We start from the raw sequence: 18,317 nt of genomic DNA on the forward strand, positions 1-18,317 counted from the left end.
CCGTGCAGTCAATATGTACATCGCTCCCTATTGGGGATCATATATCAGATTCGTGCCTTTGCGGCAAGTACGGCAGCGAAGGGAGTTTCTTGGTCCACTCTTGAAGCCGATGTCCAAAATAAGCCGATGCCTAAAATGCGCAGAATACAACCTAAGGGCAAGGCTGAGCACCATTACTTGTGAAAATTTGGCTGGATCGTTTTCTTTGATTATTGATCCTCACCCCGGATCACGACGGAGTTACTCACCTGCCCGGGTAGGACGAAGGGACCGCAGTTTCCAAACTAGAGTTCCTCACCGCACTACCTGAACAATCTCCCAGCCAGTGTATTGGTGAATGGTAGTTCTGATGCGCCGCACTGCGGCATTATGATAATAGGGCGGACGGCAGGTTTGGGCCGACCAGGCCCCGAAGGGCGAAGACGGTTCGCAACTTTGCAGCGGCGGCTTCCTGCGCAGTGCAACCGCCCCAGGTCGCTCTTGCTGCGCCTGCAGCGAATGTCCGGAAGGTCCCGGCTGCCGCCGCCCAACGCGAAGAGTTGCAACGCGTGCGTCTTGCACAACGCTTATTCCCTCAAAGTTGGCCTGACATACACGTTGCACCTAGAGCAACTGCCGCAACGCAGTCGCAGCCTCATCAGCGGTAGGGAACGGCCCATAGGGTGCGCGCACCTGGTTCGGGGTGTCGCCAATCATGCGCCAGTAGAAACCTCCAGACGTCCTATCCTCGACCACCTGAAAACGGTCTAACCCTACTGAGAAATCAGACACGACCTTGAAGCGCTTCGCTATCAAAGCTGCCCGCCCCCCAGGGAAGGTATTGTAGATCGTGCTGGAACTCACCCCATGCTCCTTCGCGATCTTGGCAATGCTCAGGCATGTGCCGACTAGCTTCTGTTCGATGGCATTCCGCATATCGGCGTCCATCGCTTTCGGTCGGCCGCCGCGACGGCCCGCAGCCTTGGCAGCTGCCAGCCCCGCTTTCGTCCGGTCTGAAATCAGGTCGCGCTCGAATTGCGCGAACATCGCGCAAACCGAATAGAACATGCGGCCAAGAGGGGTTCGAGTGTCAATGTCCTCGCGCAAGGAACGCAGAGCGACACCTTTTTCATCCAACTCTTGCGCGATGTTTAATAGATCGCGCTGATTTCGGCCGAGGCGGTCAAAGGCAGGAACTACCAGCTGGTCCCCCGCAGTCAGCGTATCGAGGGCTGATTGCAGTCCCTCCCGACGGGCACTCTTACCGCTCAGCTGATCTGTGTAGATCTCATCACATCCAAGCGCCCGAAGCTGAGCGATTTGCTGGGTTAAGGACTGGTCAGTCTTCGACACTCGGGCATAGCCGACGATCTTGCCGCCAGTGGCGCAGTCCTGCATTGCAAATCCTCCAAAAAACGGGTACAAAAATACTAGTTGGGCATCATGGTTTTTGGAAGGGTTTTTGGGTGCTGAGGCATCAAATTTTCTGGTCTTCAGCTCAGCCTGTAGCCTAGTGTCCAAAATGATCGTTTTATGGAGAACCGGATAGTGAGCTTTATTGAAGTTGAAACAACCGACCACCTGGTCCGGGTCAACGCGGCGAACATCAGCCATTTTTTTGCAGGCTCGAACGGCAAGGCTGTTATAGTGATGATGAACGGCAAGGAACTGAAGACGACGCAGACCGTTCAAAGTGTTTCGGAACGGATCTCCAACCTGGCTAAGAAGGCAGAGATTGCATAATGGCACTTAGCTCACGATACGACGGCATCAGCTCGAAGCGGCTTCGACACGCTTTTGCGCTCCAGGAGATTGAAAGCTCTCCTGCATCGGATGAGGAAATCAGCCTTTACAGGCGGATGCAGCGCAAGGGCTGGCCCGAAAAAACGCAAGCCAAGGTGATGCGCCGCGTAGTGATAAGTAAGGCGGTTCGCGCCGCTCGCCGCGCGGCGGGCGTGGGATAGACTGTGGCGGACCACAAGTATTGTTATCCTCCTGATTACTCGGTCCTCAAAAACAAGTTCGACATTCGGGATGCAACTTTATTGGACGAGACCGAGCGCGGCCTTGTCCAGTCCCGCATTCTTGAAGGCTCGCCAGGCGGTCAGTTCGACGCGGCCCATGTCAAAGCGATTCACCGTCACCTGTTCCAAGACCTTTACGATTGGGCCGGAGATTACAGAACCGTCGAGATAGGGAAAGGTGGCAGGTGGTTTCACAACTACCAGTTCATTGAGCAGGGGATGACTGAGGTCGAGCGCAGCATACAAGCGGGAAAGCTCGGCCTGGATATGAATGCTGATCAGTTCGGGGATTATGCCGCAGGCGTCATTGCCAACCTAAATTACGTGCACCCCTTTCGCGAAGGCAATGGCCGCACACAGATGGAGTTCCTGCAGCAACTCTGCGAGCAAGCGGGGCATGAGCTGAACACGGAGAAGATACAGCGTGATGTTTGGATTACGGCCTCCCACGTCTCTCATTCGGGAACCAATGATTTGCTCAAGGCCGCTATCACCTATGCCATAGATCCGGATCAGACACAGACCGGCGACAAAGCTCAGGCCGCAGTTCGGGAATACCTGGAAACCGTCCAAGCCGCGGTGTCCAACCTCCGGAACCCTCAAGAAAAGCAAGCTGGCTTGGATCAGCTCACCAAGATAGCCAAGACCTATGAAGTGATGATGGACGGCCAAACCAAAGCCAAGTTTCTGCCAGAGCATAACCGGGACTGGGGCGGCGGTGGGCGGTCTCGCTAAGTGCAAGCCAAGGCATTTGGAAGCAGGTGGTGTAGGGTAGCTGTAGCGGCTTGCAAACATAATCGGCTCGACCTGCAATCATCCTGATTTTCGACCCAAATTATTTGCATCTATCGAAGGGACCAAACCCGGATTATTTGCGAATGAACCCACTTTATTTGCGACCAGCTTGCAATCATCCGCTCCGGCTCACATTAACTGCGAATAGAAGTTTCGCCGTGCTTTCAGGTGTCTGTCTTCTCACCCGACTGTCGAGATTCTGAACGTAGATAGGTGGACGCGATTTTGAGACAGTATTCTTCAGCGGATGCGGTCCCGCCTGTGGCCGTGGCCTACGGTCTGGAAAACGCTCGTTTCCCAGACACCCGAAGGTCGGCTTAGCCCGGTCCAGCCCTCCGTGGCCTACGCGGCGAAAGAGGCGGAAGAGCCCGTTGTGACCGATGCTGCGACCTCTACGAATGTCCGTTTTCATATTGAGGAATGTTGTTTCGGTCTCGGTGCAAGCGGCTTGCCAGAACCGCCACCCCAAGGGTCAGGGCGCAGCAGAACGCAAATGTTCCGGCCATGGCAAGGGCCGTCTGTTGGCCACCTTCAACGGTACCGATGTCGGCCCGCACAAAGGACCAGAAGATGGCACTGACAGCACCCGCGCCCAGGATGAAACCAAAGTTGCGGCTCAGGCTGAGGACACCCGAGGTGACGCCCCGGTTCTGCTCCGAAGCCCGTTCCATCACCGACGTATTCAGTGCGGCCAGGAAAACCTGGTAGCCTGGAGCAAGCAGCATGAAGGCGAGGATGAATCCGCCAAGCCCGAATACGTAGGGGAGGCCAGCCATCATTGCCGTTGCTACGACCATCGCCGACGCGCCGACAAGCACCGCGCGACCTGCTCCGATCCGTTCTGTCAGTCGCCCGGCCGGAATGCCGCTGAGCGCCGATGAGATCGGGCCCACTGACATGGTCAGACCCATCTGGGCCGTCGTCAGCCCTAGCCCTCCGGTCAGGAAGAACGGTCCCACCACCAGTATACCCATCATGACGAGGGAGACGATGCCATTCATGGCGAGGCTGACCTGCAAGTGCCCCGAGCGCAGAAGATCGAGTGGGATGATTGGAGAGGTGGTCCGCTTCTCGATCAGGAAAAACGCGACGATAGCGCCACATGCAATAGCTGCCAGCAGTACGGTGGCGCCATCAAGGCCATTGGCCATATGAGATACTAGAAAGGTCACGGCCATAAGGAAAAGGACAAGGGCGCCTGCACCGGGAAAGTCGATGCCTTGGCGCCGGGTCTCAGGTTTCTGGTTCTGAATAAAGAGCAGGCAGAGGGCCAGCGCGGCCAAGGCCAACGGTATCTGCATCAGGTAAACGGCGCGCCAGCCGAATGCGGCTACGATAGCCCCACCGACTGCGGGGCCTGCGGCGGTACCGATGGCAGACATCGTTCCTATCGCTCCCATCCATCTTCCGACCTGTCCCGATGGCACAAGATCGCGGACCATTGCCAAGGGCATAGCCATCATTCCGGCAGCGCCTGTGCCCTGAATGAAGCGGCCGGCTATCAGCATGGGCAATGTTGGGGCTTCAAAGGCAAGGAATGCGCCTAGGATGTAGAGGCACAGGCTGCAGAAAAGCACGGTGCGCTTGCCGAAGAGATCGCCTGCCCGCCCCACCGGGATGATGAGCGCGGTGGTTGCCAGGATGTAGACCGATACCACCAGTGTCGGGCTAAGGTCCTGACCTTGAAAGTATTCCGACAGTTCCGGCAGTGTCACGGCAACCATGCTCGTGCCGAGCGATGCCACAACAATTGAAAGACCTGGACCAGACAGGACCACCAACGGCTTGTTTCTATTATCGGAAATGGAAACTTCATTCATCCGAGCAACTCCATTGAAAAGCGGAGCAGGCACTCTACAACTTGAAGTCAAGTTTAAGTCAATAGGTGTCTGAATGGAAAGACTTCTGGACATTGCCGAGGTGTCGGATCGGTCCGGCGTCAGTGCGTCCGGCCTGCGGTACTACGAAAAAAAGAAGCTGATCGGGGCTGTAGCCCGCAACGGGCTACGGCGCCAATACGAGCCGGCAGTCCTAGAGGAACTGGCGCTGATCTGTCTCGCCAAGTCAGCAGGGTTCACACTTGACGAGATAGGGTCGGTATTGGGCCGACCCGGGACACGAGTGATTCCGCGCAACGCGCTGGTCGACAAAGCAGGCGATCTAGAAGAGCAGGCCGAGCGATTGGTCAATCTCGCCAAAATGCTGCGTCATGTCGCGAACTGTCCCGTCGTAGACCATTTTGAGTGTTCCCGTTTCCGAAAGCTGTTGAAGGTCTCTACCCGAGTTGCGAATGCCTGACGAACAGCTGTTGCAAAGCGGCCATTGGAGCGCGTGCAGCGAAAGCTCACTTTGTCCCGCACTGAGTGAGTTCACCGGTTCCAAGAGCTCGCAGCTGCAGCGAACGACCGGAACGACGGGCTGCGCCGCAGCAGAAACCCTCGGCCAGTTGCGTCAAACGGCTGAGTTTGCAAAGGGCGCTTCCTGTGCTCCGCTGCCTCCGGTGCAACCCGCAGCATCCCGTGAAGCAGTTCGGCCCTGCCGAGGGTCCGCTTCCGGGAAATTGGCCCAAGACCTTTGCACCTGCGGCGATACCAGCGCCGGGCCTGGCACGACCGTCTGCTCTGGGCTGCCTGGCGTCGTCTGGTAGAAGCGTCCTGGTGAAGTTTCGCTGCAACCCTGCCGCCGCATTGCCGCAAGTCGGTAGTGAGCCCACTTTACCGAATGCTGCAGACCGCACGAATGACGGCTTCCTGTAGTTATCTTAGGATGCGACCGTCCGGCGTACGTACGCTTATGACTTCCACTGAAATGTCCAAATCGGCAGTGACAACATCAGTTGGCAAGTCGGAGGCGACTAGTCTGAGCGACTGCGTTTCTTGTGGTAGTAAAATTGGCACCAAAAGTGCCGTACCAAAGCGTTGTTCGCCTTCGAAGCCAACCTCCTTGAGAACTGTCGAATTGCCTGCCGCCAAGTAACGAACACCATAATTGAAGGAGGCGACACGCTCCTCAGAGCGGTTCGAAATGGAACACTGCATTATCAAAAAGACTTTGCCGAGTGCTTCTGACCGTTCGGGCAGAAAACGGCACTCATTCACATCAATACTCTGTCCAATTGGTGGCGGTGGGCGATATGTCAGAGGGCAGTCATCCGCGTTAACGTTGCCATCTGAGGTTGGCGGCAAGCACGTGTCGAAAGAACTACTGAGATCCTGCGCTGACAAATTTCCAGCAATCGCCAAGCAAACGGCCACGATAACAAATGCTGATTTCATAAATCGCTTCATTCGAACATGTTCCTACAAAGCTGCCATTCGCGCAACCGCAGCGAATTCACACTTTGTCCCGCATTGTGTGAGCTCACCGGTTCCAAAACCTCGCAGCCGCAGCGAACGGCCGGAACGGCGGGCTGCGCCGCAGCAGAAACCCTCGGCCAGTTGCGTCAAACGGCTGAGTTTGCAAAGGGCGCTTCCTGCGCTTCGCTGACGTTTGAGCGAGGTGCAGCATTGCCATGGCAGATCGGTCAGCGTGGAATGTCCGCTTCCGGGAAATTGCTCGGGATCTTTTGCCCTCGCAGCAGAGTGCCCACTGCGCCTGGCTCGAATGTCTTGTTTGGGCTGCCTTGCGTTGTCTGGGAGAAGCATCTTGGTGAAGCTTCGCTGCAACCCTGCCGCCGCATTGCCGCAAGTCGGTAGTGAGCCCAAATTGACGGATGCTGCACCCTGCACCAACGTCCGCTTGCTAGGATTTGAACCAACTAGCTCGACTGGTTGATTACCCATGACAACGATGCAATACACTATAAAATTGGCGGCGGTGAGATGGATGCATTTCTATGTTCAAAATCTTCAAGAAATCGGTCTGGCCACCCAACTTCCAAAAGCCACCTTGGGGCGATAAGAAGTCTATCTTTGATCATATAGCCGCACACATTGAACCGGGGCAGACTCAAGGCCTTTCTGAGGAAGGCTATAGTCTTCCCGATGAGTCTGAAACTGATCCCAACTCGATCTCGTTCGCCCCCGGCGCGATGGACGGGGTCTTCGGTCACCATGGTTCTACTAAGTCAGATGATGAAATCGTCCGAAGTCTTCATTCGGCGCTGGTATCTGCCTGCCAAAACGCGTCTGAACACAATATCCAGACTCTGTACAAACTTATACTCGACAGTTCAGCACTTGGTGTTATCGACCCTTTGATTGAGCGCATCATTGAAGAGCAAATCTTGGACGCAGATCGACTACGCGAGATCGTCTATTGGTTTACAACAAAGGCCCCAGACCGAGAGCCAGTGAAATTTTCAATGGCTTTGCTTGGTCTATTGCAGGGCAGTGATAATTCAGACGTTTTCCTAACACTGGGCAGGCACGATGAGTTCACCCTTTTCTCAGCCGTAGCGCTCTCGAATAGCGACGTTTACGGTGAAGACGCCCTTTGGAAACTGGCCATCGCAGCCGAAGGCTGAGGACGTATTAGCACTGTTGAACGCCTTGCAGGCACCAGCAGTGCAGAAATCAAAGACTGGCTGCTTCGAGAGGGCTTCAAAAACAGCGTTATGTACGAGTATTTGGCCTGCACCTGCGCGCGAGCGGGCGATCTTCACCTTGAGTTGAAGCGCGAGGAAGATGACCCCGAGTTATTCAATTCGGCAGTCGAATTGATCGACACATTGGTTTCGGGAGAAGGCGGCCCCGCCGAAGGTTTGCCTGATTACGAAAATGGATGCGCCGCTGTCCAAATGCTTTTGAGCAAAGGCGACAGCAAGTTCTCGTCAGCTTCGCATTTCTGGTTTCTATGGAAGCTCAAAGAGCGTGTTGCCGAACATTTGTCAGGCGAGCGTGTACTGAAACAAGATTGGACCGATGAGGATTCAGAAGCTATCGCGGAGAAAATCGAAGCCCTCCTATCGAAAAGCGAATGGAAAGATGTGCTTCTTGATGCTTTGCAAAATGGAGATAGGCAGAGCTTCTGGGATGCCAGTAGATCGTGTGAAAAGCTTGGCATCGACCCTTGGCAATATTTCTTGGACAGAACTAAGGCGGGCGAAGACTATTGGTGGGACCTGATGCGCACATCCGATGCGAGCCGCATTGACGAAGTCTTGGCGTTGGCAGCCCGAAAAATCCCTCTTGATGAAATCGCAACTGGTCCCGGAAACGACCTCGGGCTTGGCATTGAATATGCCGCTCACATCGCCCTCGACTTTATCCTACAGGACTTAGGAAACTTTCCGGGAAGAGGCTGGGGCTTCGTAAAGGCAGGCCTGCGAAGCCCGGTGATCCGGAACAGGAACATGGCAGTTCGCGCGCTCTCGGAATGGGGCCAAGACAATTGGCCCGAAGAAGCAAATGAGCACATCAAAAAAGCAATCTCTGACGAACCCGAGGCAGACGTACAAAAGCGTTTGGAGAATGCACTAGCGGGCCGGGAGTTTGATTGACCGTTGATCTGAAGTTTATCCAGACCAGCCATTGGCGCAGCTGGAGCGAAAGTCAGCAAAGTCCCGCATCCCGTTCGTTCGATGATGGTTAGCGGCTGTACGTGCGGCGAAGGTCTGTTCCTGCCATCGCTCATGCAGCATGGGATCGCCGCCCGGCTGGCAGATCCCAAGACTTTGCAAAGGTCACTATCTGCGCTCCGCGGCCACCACAGCAGCGCAGCAAAAACCCAATAAGGGCCCTAATGTTAAGTTTCTAACCGCCATGTGGTCCACCGAACTTCGAACTAGCGCACCATCGGAAGGGTCAGTTCCTAGAACGGGATTAGCGTAAGCGGTGCGCCGTTCACACCGGTTTGACGTATTTCCAGGGCAGCAGCTGGTTGATATCGGTCTGTTTGTGCCCGTCTGCGATGGCTATCAGGACGTCGGATAAATAGCCGTGAGGCTCGATCCTGTTGAGTTTGCAGGTCTCGATCAGTGACGCGATGACGGCCCAGTTTTGTGCTCCGGCATCGTGTCCTGCGAAGAGTGCATTTTTGCGGTTCAGTACGATGGGACGGATGGTGCGTTCGACGGGATTGTTGTCGAGTTCGATGCGACCATCGTTGAGGAACCGGCAGAGGCCATCACAGCATTTGGCGATGTATTTCAGGGTTTCCCCAGTCCGCGATTTGGCCGAGATGCGCGCCCGGCTTTGAGCGAGCCAAAGCTCGAAGGTGTCGATTAGAGGTTTTGAGTGGCCTTGCCGTGCAGCGCGCCGTTGGTCGGCAGACATGCCGCGCAGATCTTTTTCGATGCGATAAAGCGCCTGGATCTGAGCCAAGCCTTCCTGCGCAATCGGAGCCGCGCCGGATTGGGTGACATCATGCAGTTTGCGACGGGCGTGGGCCCAGCAATATGCCAGTGTCACATCTTGCGCCGGTCGTTTGAGCCGACGGTTGTAGCCAGCATAGCCGTCCACCTGCAGGGTGCCGCTGAAGCCTTTCAAGATATTGTCTGCATGCTGGCCGGATCGTCCCGGCGCATAGGTGAAGGCAACGCCCGGTGGGTCATCGCCGCCCCAAGGCCTGTCATCGCGGGCCAGGGCCCAGAAGTACCCGGTTTTGGTGCGTTTGCGCCCCGGCGCGAGAACCGGCGCGGGCGTTTCATCCATGAAGAGTTTGGTGGAGCCTTTCAGATCGGCCATCAGCGCCTCATAGACCGGGGTCAACTCGAACGCCGATTTGCCCACCCATGCGGCCAGGGTCGAGCGATCCAAATCGATCCCCTGACGGCTGTAGATTTGGGCCTGCCGATAAAGCGGCAAGTGATCCGCGTATTTTGATACAATCACATGCGCCAGCGTGGCCTCAGTTGGCATGCCGCCTGCAATGATGTGGGCGGGTGCGCTCGCCCATTGTCCTCGGACCAATGGCGGACAATGGCTCGCCTTGGGCGATCCCGCCTTCACAAGACCGGCAGGCATATTTGGGGCGACGCGTGACAATCACCCGCTCCAGATGCTTGGGCAGTGACCCGCGATTGGCCTGACGCGGCTTTGGGGGACGCACTGGGGCAGTACGTTCGTCAGCGTCGATCTCAGCTTCCACCTGCGCGATGGCGGTCTCGATATCTTCGAGCTCCAGCTCGTATTGGGCCGGGTCAATCTTCTCGGATGTGGTCCCGAAGAGCGCCTGTTTGAACGAGGCAACCAAGGCCTCAAGCCGTGCATTCTGATCCTGTTGCGCACGGATGATTGCCTTCAGTTCGGCGATATCATCGGGCAATTCATCAGGCGCGGTCATGCCCGATGCCATAACAAAACAAGGCCAGAATGACCCATGCAAACGCCCCTATGAGTCCCTCTGCCGCAGCAGGGGCTGCCACCTCCAAGGGCTGCACCCGCCGCCAGTCCAGACCTGCGAACAGCGCCTCAAACTGGGCCGGTTCCAGACGCATCACACCGTTCCTGATCGCAGGCCATTTGAAGCTGTTATCCTCAAGCCGCTTATACGCCATAACCAGCCCGCTGCCGTCCCAGTAGATTAACTTCAGGCGATCTGCCCGCTTGGCGCGGAAGACATAAACCGACCCATCAAACGGCTTCTGGCGCAACTGGCTCTGCACCAATGCAGCCAGCCCGTCATGCCCCTTGCGGAAGTCTACCGGTTCGCTGGCCACAAAAATCCGGACCTTGTGGGATGGCGTGATCACGTGGCTATCGCCTTTACGATCTCGGCGATCCGTATCGCCGGAGTTGCGGCATCAAGACGAACGATGACATCGTCCTTGATCACATCAATCGGGTTGGAGGATGTGGCGGGCAGAGGCTGAGCTACAGGTACAGCCGTCTCGATCTCAACCGGCACAAAGTCCATGCCCTCCAAATTTGGCAGAACCAGCTTGCCCTGTCGCGCCATTCGCCGCCAATCCGACACTGTGCTTGGGATCAACTCGTATCGCTTCGCTACAGCCTTGACCGTCTCGCCCTCAATCAACGTCTCCGCCACGATCCGCGCCTTCAAATCGGCAGGCCAATCTCGTTTGCCGTCGGTACGGCGCGGCACCCTTGCCAGAAACTCGCTTGTAGCTCCCATCGAGAAACTCCCCACAAATCAAAGAAGCCTCTGAATCGCAGATCAGGCGCTATGCCGTAAGTGTGGGGGCGGCGCACCGCTTACTGTCCAACACGCTGAAAGCAGACTTCTGCGTCGAGGCGCTGAACGAGGCGATCCACCGCTTCGGCCCGCCCGGGATCATGAACACCGGCCAAGGCAGCCAGTTCATGCCGTTTGCCTGGACCGGCCGACTGCGGCGATCCGGCGTGCGCATCTCGATGGATGGCCGGGGCGCTTCCTCGACAAAATCTATTCGAACGGCTCTGGCGGAGCCAGAAATACGAGTGTGTCTACCTGCGCGCCTGGGAGACCGGATCGGAAACCAAGGCAGGTGTCGGAAAGCGGATCGAGTTCTACAACCGCAAACGCCCCCGTTCCACCCTTGGCGGCAAGCCTCCCGCCATGGTCTATTGGCTGAGAAAAAATGAACCCCAAACCAATCAGCAGGAGCAGAAAGTAGCTTAAACTACGCCAGATCCTGTCCAAACATTGGGGAGTAGCTCAGAGTCCTGAGCCTAAGCGTCCAGTTCTCAGTGAACCGATGCCCCTAAGCAACTCCTCTTAATTGCCTTGCTGAAAAACTAGGTCAGCTAATCCTAGCTCCAAGGGGACTACCGGAGACCATCCCGGTAAAGGGGGACCGCCAGAAAATGGCTCCATTACCTCTTCAGGTCTGTAAGAACGCGCGCCCCAGCGCAAATCGGCTTCCCGTCCGGCAATCTGCTCAAGCTTCTGGGCAAGCTCACGAATACTCAATCTGTTGCCGGAGACAGCAAAGTACTCTTGATGACCGGTTTTTGATTTAGACGATAGTAGGTGAACCGATGCCTGAATCAAGGCCTCCACAACATCATCAATGTGAATCAGGTCCAGTTTCTGCAGCCCTTCTGAAAGGCAAAGCGTCTGTCCATTGGCAATAGCCTTAGCCAACGATGGCAGCAATCTGGGACGCGGATCTCCGGCTCCGTAAATTACGGACGGTTTGATTGAGATTGCACGGGTAGGCACCGCATGAGTGTAATAATTCAGCAGTTCAGTCACAGCACGCTTGCTCGCGGCATAAAGACTGGTTGGTGCGATCTTTCCGTCGCTGCTGTGCTCTAAGTAAGTTCCAAGGTTAACGATGCGAAGCTCTCCAAGCTGCCTTCCAGCCTCAAACAATGCTGCAGCCAGTTGAACATTGCTTTGCAGCATCGTATCTATGTCGTTCGGACCGTGTGTTGTTTGAACCAAGCCAGCGCAATGGATCATTACGTCCGGGCGGAATTGACAGATTGTTTCAATAATGTCAGCCGCACAGCCAGTTGTTTCCAGTCGCTCGGCTCCTACGCAAAGCGCTATGTTCCGGTTATTTCGCATCAAACAGCCAGTTACGGCATTTATTCGGCACAAACGCTCAAGAAGTTTTCCGCCCAGGAAACCTGTTGCCCCTGTCAGCAAAACCCTCTTTCCTTCAAGCGCATTCATAGCTTCAGTTTTCTGATATACTCGGTTATCTGCCCAGATACCATTTCTGCCCGCTGTTCCGGGCTGCGGCAACTGTACCAGCTTGCTGTGAAGTCCATCATACCTTGCAAGGACAGTGCCGGTTTCCAACCCAGCAGCACACGGGCGGCAGTGCTATCCAGTGCTAGGAGCTGGGCTTCATGCGGCCCGTTCTCTGCAACTGCTTTCCAGGAAAACTTCCCATGCATTTTGGCTGCAAGTTGGTCTGCCAAGTCGCCGACGGGAATGGCCTCCCCATCCACGGGACCGAAATTCCACCCCTTTGAAAAGAGAGCGGGATCCTCTGCGCCTTTGCACGCCAGTTTCAAGTACCCTTGAAGGGGCTCGAGGACATGCTGCCAAGGGCGTACAGCCCGTGGATTCCTGATCTCCAGAGGGGATGCAGCCAGCATTGACCGCATGGCGTCCGGGATCAACCGGTCTTCACTCCAATCGCCGCCGCCGATCACATTCCCCGCCCGGGCGCTGCTGATGGACACGCCATGCTCGTCCGCGCGCTCTGTAGGAAAATAGGAAGCTCGAAACGCGCTAGTAACCAGCTCCGCGCAGCCTTTGCTGCTCGAATATGGATCATGTCCACCCATCGGATCAATTTCGCGGTAGGCCCAAAGCTGTTCGCGGTTTTCATAACATTTGTCGCTGCTAACAACCACAATGCTCCGCAGATCATCTACAGAACGGCAAGCATTCAATAGATGCGCCGTTCCCATGACATTCGTGGCGTAGGTTTCAACCGGGTTTTGGTAGGAAGCGCGAACCAGGGGTTGCGCAGCAAGGTGAAAAACAACCTCAGGATTGAAGGCCCGCAGGAATCTCTTGAGGGTTTCTTCGTCCCGAACATCTCCGATGAGATGATCAAGCCTGGCGCCTAGGTCCAGCTCTTCAAACAATGGCTTAAACCCGTCGGGGATCTGGCCAATCTCGGGCGCTAAAGAAAACCCTCGGACTTCCGCACCGAGCATAAGAAGCCAATGGGCAAGCCAACTTCCCTTAAACCCTGTGTGCCCGGTCAGAAAAACTCTACGCCCTTTCCAGAACGCACTTTGTGTCTCCCAGCTCATAACAGCAGGCTCCTTCAATGCAAGCTGAGCGATGGGCGGATCAACGTACTATTGGTCGCCGGCTTCACAGGGTGCGGATCCCAAGTCTTCCAGGTGGCCCGGCCTTCGTTCCAAAGTTGTTCTAGGTTATTCTTATCTCTTAGGGTGTCCATGGGTTGCCAGAATCCGTCATGATGAAATGCCGCCATCTGCCCCTGCGAAACAAGCCGCCGCATAGGATTATCCTCCCACATGTCAGCGTCTCCATCGATCACATCCAAAGCTTCCGGTTCGAGCACGAAAAATCCACCATTGATCCGTCCGCCTTCCCCTTTCGGTTTCTCGACAAAACCGGCGACCCGAATGTCGTCCAAGTCAAGCAGCCCGAACCTGCCCGGAGGAGCAACCGCTGTAACTGTCGACTTCAGGCCGTGAGAGCGATGGAAGGAAATCAATTCCTTGATGTTGATATCCCCGACCCCGTCGCCATAGGTCATACAAAATGTGCCATCGATCAAATGGGAAATTCTCTTCAGGCGGCCGCCGGTCATTGTGTGCTCGCCGGTGTCAATCAGGCTGATGCGCCAAGGCTCTACCGCTGTGCGGTGTACTTCGACAGAGCCGGATGACATATCAATAGTAACATCGGAGGTCTGTAGAGCGTAATTGGCAAAAAACTCCTTGATGACGTATCCTTTGTAGCCGAGGCAGATCACAAAATCCGTGATACCAAAGGATGTGTAAATTTTCATGATATGCCACAGGATCGGACGGCCGCCGATTTCGACCATAGGCTTTGGTTTCAGGCTGGTTTCTTCTGAGAGACGGGTGCCCAACCCGCCGGCGAGGATGACGGCTTTCATTCTACGGCAACCTTTGCAGCATGAAGTTGGTTTTGTGTGACCTTTGCGAGTGTATCCACCATGTAGTCTAAATGGTCACCGGACAGGCCCGGCCAGACACCGATCCAGAACGCGTCTGCCATGACCTTATCCGTCACGTCCAACGGCCCGCTCACGCGGTAGTTGGCCCGTGCGAAAGCAGGCTGGCGGATCAGATTGCCGGCAAAAAGCATCCGTGTCCCGACCTTCTGGTCCTCTAGTGCGGCGGTTACATCGCGCCGTAGCAGCGGCACCCCATCCCTTATCGTCAGCAGGAATCCGAACCACGATGGATTTGTGCCAGGGGTCGACTGAGGCAGGTGGTAATATTCATCCAGGCCAGCTCTTTTCATCCGCTCGGTTAGACCAATAAAGTTCTTTCGCCTTATTTCAACGAAATCGTCCAATTTCCCAAGCTGGCTTAGCCCGACTGCCGCCTGCATGTCGGAAACCTTCAAATTGTATCCAATGTGACTGTAAATATACTTGTGGTCGTAACCGTCCGGCAGGTCTCCGAGTTGCCAATCGAACCGTTTGCCACAGGTGTTATCCTTCCCGGGCGCACAATAGCAGTCCCGCCCCCAGTCGCGGAAGCTTTCGCAAATGCGGGCCAGGCGGATGCTGTTCATCAATATGGCTCCGCCTTCACCCATAGTGATGTGATGTGCGGGATAAAAGCTGAGTGTCGCTAGGTCCCCAAAGGTGCCGACCCCCTTTTCGGAGCCGTCGGGCATCAGAATGCTGGCGCCAAAGGCGTCGCAGCAATCTTCGATCAGGTACAGGTCATGCGCTTTGCAAAGCTCTGAGATCCGGATCACATCGAATGGGTTGCCAAGGCTGTGCGCGATCATGATTGCGCGTGTATTAGAGGTAATTGCCGCTTCCACTAGATCGACATTCACATTGTGCGTCTCAAGATCGACATCCACGAAAACGGGAATGCAGCCGTTCTGGATGATCGGAGTCACAGTTGTCGGAAAGCCGGCTGCAACAGTGATAACTTCCGATCCTGGCTCGATCCGCTTTGATCCAAGCTTCCAGGATGTCAGCGTCGAGAATGCCAGCAGGTTCGCTGCCGAGCCGGACACCGTGAGTTTAGAAATCTTCGTACCAAATTTGGCTGCCAGACGATCTTCGAAACTGTCAGCGTAACGTCCCGCTGTCAGCCACATGTCCAAGCCGGCGTCTATCAGGCTGGCACAATCTTCTCCGTCCAGTACTTTCCCTGACGGTGGAATGTAAGTCTCACCGGGCTGGAATTCAGGCAGCGGCTGGGCCTCAAAATAGGCCTTGGCATCTGCGACGATTTGTTCGCGGGATCTAACGTTCACACTCACTGACCTTCTGGTTGAAGCTGCAACGGTTGAGAGACTTGCCGTTTTAGTTGCAATATACGGGCTTCAGCCCGCTACATTTATGTTCAAACATTCGTAATCCAAATTTGGTTAATACACCCTTTCGCGAAAGGCCAAATGTAGGCTGATTGTACACTATATTCGTGAATTTTAACTAGGGTCAGGACTCATAGCCAGTAAGTGACAGTTGCAGCCAAAGCGATTGCTGAGAGGAAGACCTTGGGGCAACGGTGATAGCGGGTTGCGATACGTCGCCAGCCCTTGAGCCTGCCGAACATGATCTCGATCCGGTTGCGGCGTTTGTAGCGCCGCTTGTCGTACTTGACGGGCTTTTTGCGCTGTTTTCGGCCTGGGATACATGCGCGTATCCCTTAGTCTTTCAACACATCTCTGAACCAATCAGCGTCATATCCGCGGTCCCCAAGCAGTCGGTCGACATCAGGCAGGCTGCTCAGCGATGCCCGTGCGCCAATGTAGTCTCTGACCTGACCGGCAGTGACGAACAGGGCCGACCAATCAGACGTCGACGCCCCCCTTTTTGACGCCCATGCTGGTCGCTGTCCGGTGGGCCTTCAGATACGTCGCGTCCACTGCCCGGCAGTTGATTACGCAGCAATCAATGAGAGGGGATCATCACGGTCTTCTGTTCGCCATCCTCGGCGGCCAGGTCGACCATCATCCGAGCGCAAATGCCCTTGTCGCTCCACCGCTTCCAACGGTTGTAGAGGGTCTTCTGCAGGCCATATGCCATAGGCGCATCGCGCCATCGTAAGGCACTGATATTAATTAAGATAATACCACCCAGCACCCGCCCGTCATCAACGCGTGGTTCGCCGTGGGACTTCGGAAAATAAGGCTCACGGCGCGCCACCTGCACGTCCCTCAGCCAGAAAAGATCAGACATGTTCACCGCTCGTTTTCGAACCGTGAATCATCCAGCCAAGCGGAAATCTATGGGGCCTGACCCTAAGCTTGCTCAATGCTGGCCAGCACCTCTGCCTCGGTCGGCAAGGGGGCAGAAATCATTTTCCTCAACCAGGCAGATTTTCCGAGATAGGTTCTCACAAAGCCTCTTTGCGCTATCTCGAAGCTCTCCGGATTTAAAAGCTGTTTGGATGCGATAAGGTACTGCAATAAGCCGTGAAAGACGTTTGCTGTGTTCTCCCATGCACCGTCTTTTTCTACTGCAGCCGAAAAATAGTTGAGAGGGTAGTCAAAAAAGGAGGCATCCTCGCTTTCCAGAGCGCACATGAAGGGCACAGCATAAAGGTGCAATGTTCCCCTGAACGCAGTCATTGTGTTCAGCAGACCAGCGATGTGGCTGGATTTGTAGAGGAGTCCGACATGTCTGGGCGGCCCCCACAGGAACCTTGCCCGAAGTTTTTCCGGGTCATTGCTTAAGGCGGGTAGGTGATAGGCCGCCGGGCTAAGCGTGTATGACATATCCATACTATCTGGGCAGTCGGTACTATATTCGAAGTGATTAAAATGGACAGCTGCCTTGTCTTGCCGCGCCGCGATTTCGAGAAGATCCAGCGCATTGACCGGCCCGCAGTTAAATAAGTCGTCGTCGCTGCAGCTAAACACAAAATCAAAAGCCCCCGCATAATCCTTGTAGAAGTAGAACAGGTTGTCGTCGAACCCTGTTCCCTTGTTCAGGATGTAACGGTCGCAAAGCTGTTGGATGATGTCACTAGCAGGGTTATTCGGGTCGGAGTCCGTAACGATAACGCTGTACTCTACTTGTCCCATGTATGTCTCGCGCAACTCCGCAAGCTGAGACAATAAACGCACGAGTTGAACATTGCGCCTATATGTCGGGATAACGATACAGATCTTCACAGGAGTCTCCTCCACTCATTTTGAAACTTGATAGATTTTTAGTATAGGTAGCTCGGCAAGCCTGAAAGGCGCTGCTGGGCCTTGCGGATCTGAGGGTAAATCGTGTGGCTACATCTAGGTCTTCTTCTTAGGAGGAAATCGTAAAAAAATCGTCTAGGCTCAGGACACATTGAGCTACTCCCCAATGTTTGGACAGGATCTGGCGTAGTTTAGGGTCAGGATTCATAACCGATAGATGACGGTCGCAGCCAGAGCGATGGCCGAGCGGAATACCTTGGGACAGCGGTCATAGCGTTTTGCGACGCGCCTCCAGTGCTAGAGCCTGCCGAACATGATCTCGATGCGGTTGCGTCGTTTGTATCGGCGCTTGTTGTATCGAACCGGTATCTTTCGTTGCTTTCGGCCAGGGATGCACGCGCGTATCCCTTTGTCTTGCAACGCTTCTCGGAACCAGTCGGCGTCATAGCCGCGGTCCCCGAGCAGCCAGTCGACCTTGGGCAGGCTACTCAGTAACGCCCGCGCACCGATGTAGTCGCTGACCTGCCCAGCGGTGACGAACAGGCTGAGCGGGCGCCCCTAGCTGTCGCAAATGGCATGCAGTTTGGTATTCATGCCGCCCTTGGTGCGACCGATCAGACTACCGCGCCTCCCTTTTTCGCGGCCATGCTGGTCGCAGTGCGATGCACCTTCAAATAGGTCGCGTCCACTGCCCGGCAGTTGATTACGCAGCAATCAATGAGAGGGGATCATCACGGTCTTTTCCTCGCCGTGCTCGGCAGCCAGGCCGACCATCATCATTGCATCCAGTGCCTGTGCCTGAACGCGAAGATCCCCGCCGGAGCGAGGTTTAAGGTTGTG

Annotated in this window: 15 protein-coding genes and 4 pseudogenes; 6 read left to right on the top strand and 13 right to left on the bottom strand. The window is 55.4% G+C overall.

Going from position 1 to position 18,317, the window contains the following annotated elements:
* Nucleotides 1-603: 603 nt before the first annotated feature.
* Entirely contained in the window at nt 604-1,377 is a 774-nt protein-coding gene (locus tag VWZ81_RS19175) for a recombinase family protein (protein ID WP_008556127.1), read from the bottom strand.
* A gap of 150 nt (nt 1,378-1,527) precedes the next feature.
* Between VWZ81_RS19175 and VWZ81_RS19180 the strand changes: the two genes are divergently transcribed.
* Both VWZ81_RS19180 and VWZ81_RS19185 read left to right on the top strand, forming a co-directional pair.
* Entirely contained in the window at nt 1,528-1,722 is a 195-nt protein-coding gene (locus VWZ81_RS19180) for a hypothetical protein (RefSeq protein ID WP_416543068.1), read from the top strand.
* Between the two features lie 224 nt (nt 1,723-1,946).
* Nucleotides 1,947-2,738 (top strand): Fic/DOC family protein, encoded by a 792-nt coding sequence (locus VWZ81_RS19185; protein WP_416543069.1) that lies wholly within the window; start codon nt 1,947-1,949, stop codon nt 2,736-2,738.
* Nucleotides 2,739-3,190: 452 nt separating this feature from the next.
* Here the strand turns inward: VWZ81_RS19185 and VWZ81_RS19190 are convergent, their stop codons facing one another.
* Nucleotides 3,191-4,618: an MFS transporter gene (locus VWZ81_RS19190; protein WP_416543070.1), complete on the bottom strand. Its 1,428-nt coding sequence runs from the start codon at nt 4,616-4,618 to the stop codon at nt 3,191-3,193.
* Nucleotides 4,619-4,691: 73 nt separating this feature from the next.
* Between VWZ81_RS19190 and VWZ81_RS19195 the strand changes: the two genes are divergently transcribed.
* Nucleotides 4,692-5,096 (top strand): helix-turn-helix domain-containing protein, encoded by a 405-nt coding sequence (locus VWZ81_RS19195; RefSeq protein WP_416534143.1) that lies wholly within the window; start codon nt 4,692-4,694, stop codon nt 5,094-5,096.
* A 458-nt stretch (nt 5,097-5,554) separates the two neighbouring features.
* Here VWZ81_RS19195 and VWZ81_RS19200 read toward each other — a convergent pair whose 3' ends face one another.
* Entirely contained in the window at nt 5,555-6,085 is a 531-nt protein-coding gene (locus VWZ81_RS19200; RefSeq protein WP_260112907.1) for a hypothetical protein, read from the bottom strand.
* Between the two features lie 548 nt (nt 6,086-6,633).
* On the opposite strand from VWZ81_RS19200, the gene VWZ81_RS19205 reads away from it, so the two are divergent.
* Nucleotides 6,634-7,263 carry a hypothetical protein gene (locus VWZ81_RS19205; protein WP_416543071.1) on the top strand — a complete coding sequence of 210 codons (630 nt, stop codon included), beginning with the start codon at nt 6,634-6,636 and terminating at the stop codon, nt 7,261-7,263.
* A 90-nt stretch (nt 7,264-7,353) separates the two neighbouring features.
* Nucleotides 7,354-8,238, top strand: a complete 885-nt coding sequence (locus tag VWZ81_RS19210) for a hypothetical protein (RefSeq protein ID WP_416543072.1) — start codon at nt 7,354-7,356, stop codon at nt 8,236-8,238.
* 343 nt (nt 8,239-8,581) lie between these two features.
* Here VWZ81_RS19210 and tnpC read toward each other — a convergent pair.
* The 3 genes and pseudogenes from tnpC to VWZ81_RS19225 all read right to left on the bottom strand — a co-directional run bounded on the left by tnpC (nt 8,582) and on the right by VWZ81_RS19225 (nt 10,814).
* Nucleotides 8,582-10,022, bottom strand: a pseudogene (gene tnpC, locus VWZ81_RS19215) (IS66 family transposase).
* Nucleotides 10,009-10,431 carry an IS66 family insertion sequence element accessory protein TnpB gene (tnpB, locus tag VWZ81_RS19220; protein ID WP_416543073.1) on the bottom strand — a complete coding sequence of 141 codons (423 nt, stop codon included), beginning with the start codon at nt 10,429-10,431 and terminating at the stop codon, nt 10,009-10,011. The pseudogene tnpC and the gene tnpB overlap by 14 nt, the downstream one beginning before the upstream one ends.
* Complete coding sequence (locus tag VWZ81_RS19225; protein WP_416543074.1) at nt 10,428-10,814, bottom strand: transposase; 387 nt, start codon at nt 10,812-10,814, stop codon at nt 10,428-10,430. Before VWZ81_RS19225 ends, tnpB begins: the two co-directional genes overlap by 4 nt.
* An 83-nt stretch (nt 10,815-10,897) precedes the next feature.
* Here VWZ81_RS19225 and VWZ81_RS19230 point away from each other — a divergent pair.
* Nucleotides 10,898-11,246: pseudogene (locus tag VWZ81_RS19230) on the top strand (transposase); the annotation flags it as partial.
* Nucleotides 11,247-11,396: 150 nt separating this feature from the next.
* Here VWZ81_RS19230 and VWZ81_RS19235 read toward each other — a convergent pair.
* The 7 genes and pseudogenes from VWZ81_RS19235 to VWZ81_RS19265 all read right to left on the bottom strand — a co-directional run.
* The gene (locus VWZ81_RS19235; protein WP_416543075.1) at nt 11,397-12,302 is read right to left on the bottom strand and encodes an NAD-dependent epimerase/dehydratase family protein; all 906 of its coding nucleotides are present in this window, start codon (nt 12,300-12,302) and stop codon (nt 11,397-11,399) included.
* Nucleotides 12,299-13,402 carry a CDP-glucose 4,6-dehydratase gene (gene rfbG, locus VWZ81_RS19240; RefSeq protein WP_416541326.1) on the bottom strand — a complete coding sequence of 368 codons (1,104 nt, stop codon included), beginning with the start codon at nt 13,400-13,402 and terminating at the stop codon, nt 12,299-12,301. The genes VWZ81_RS19235 and rfbG overlap by 4 nt, the downstream gene beginning before the upstream one ends.
* Nucleotides 13,403-13,416: 14 nt before the next feature.
* Nucleotides 13,417-14,244, bottom strand: coding sequence for a glucose-1-phosphate cytidylyltransferase (gene rfbF, locus VWZ81_RS19245; protein WP_416541327.1), 828 nt, complete (start codon nt 14,242-14,244; stop codon nt 13,417-13,419).
* Nucleotides 14,241-15,593: a lipopolysaccharide biosynthesis protein RfbH gene (rfbH, locus tag VWZ81_RS19250; RefSeq protein ID WP_416543076.1), complete on the bottom strand. Its 1,353-nt coding sequence runs from the start codon at nt 15,591-15,593 to the stop codon at nt 14,241-14,243. Before rfbH ends, rfbF begins: the two co-directional genes overlap by 4 nt.
* Before the next feature lie 191 nt (nt 15,594-15,784).
* Nucleotides 15,785-16,521, bottom strand: a pseudogene (locus VWZ81_RS19255) (IS5 family transposase).
* Between the two features lie 62 nt (nt 16,522-16,583).
* Entirely contained in the window at nt 16,584-17,459 is an 876-nt protein-coding gene (locus VWZ81_RS19260; protein ID WP_416543077.1) for a glycosyltransferase family 2 protein, read from the bottom strand.
* Between the two features lie 222 nt (nt 17,460-17,681).
* Nucleotides 17,682-18,317, bottom strand: a pseudogene (locus VWZ81_RS19265) (IS5 family transposase); the annotation flags it as partial.

Origin of the sequence: Phaeobacter sp. JH20_34 (assembly GCF_048056095.1) — a bacterium.
GTDB lineage: Bacteria > Pseudomonadota > Alphaproteobacteria > Rhodobacterales > Rhodobacteraceae > Phaeobacter > Phaeobacter bryozoorum.

Bases quoted from the DNA above. Each gene is read 5' to 3' on its own strand.
- VWZ81_RS19175 (WP_008556127.1), bottom strand. From the start codon at position 1,377: ATGCAGGACTGCGCCACTGGCGGCAAGATCGTCGGCTATGCCCGAGTG.
- VWZ81_RS19190 (WP_416543070.1), bottom strand. From the start codon at position 4,618: ATGAATGAAGTTTCCATTTCCGATAATAGAAACAAGCCGTTGGTGGTC.
- VWZ81_RS19195 (WP_416534143.1), top strand. From the start codon at position 4,692: ATGGAAAGACTTCTGGACATTGCCGAGGTGTCGGATCGGTCCGGCGTC.
- VWZ81_RS19200 (WP_260112907.1), bottom strand. From the start codon at position 6,085: ATGAAGCGATTTATGAAATCAGCATTTGTTATCGTGGCCGTTTGCTTG.
- VWZ81_RS19205 (WP_416543071.1), top strand. From the start codon at position 6,634: ATGTTCAAAATCTTCAAGAAATCGGTCTGGCCACCCAACTTCCAAAAG.
- VWZ81_RS19210 (WP_416543072.1), top strand. From the start codon at position 7,354: ATGTACGAGTATTTGGCCTGCACCTGCGCGCGAGCGGGCGATCTTCAC.
- VWZ81_RS19225 (WP_416543074.1), bottom strand. From the start codon at position 10,814: ATGGGAGCTACAAGCGAGTTTCTGGCAAGGGTGCCGCGCCGTACCGAC.
- VWZ81_RS19235 (WP_416543075.1), bottom strand. From the start codon at position 12,302: ATGAATGCGCTTGAAGGAAAGAGGGTTTTGCTGACAGGGGCAACAGGT.
- rfbG (WP_416541326.1), bottom strand. From the start codon at position 13,402: ATGAGCTGGGAGACACAAAGTGCGTTCTGGAAAGGGCGTAGAGTTTTT.
- rfbF (WP_416541327.1), bottom strand. From the start codon at position 14,244: ATGAAAGCCGTCATCCTCGCCGGCGGGTTGGGCACCCGTCTCTCAGAA.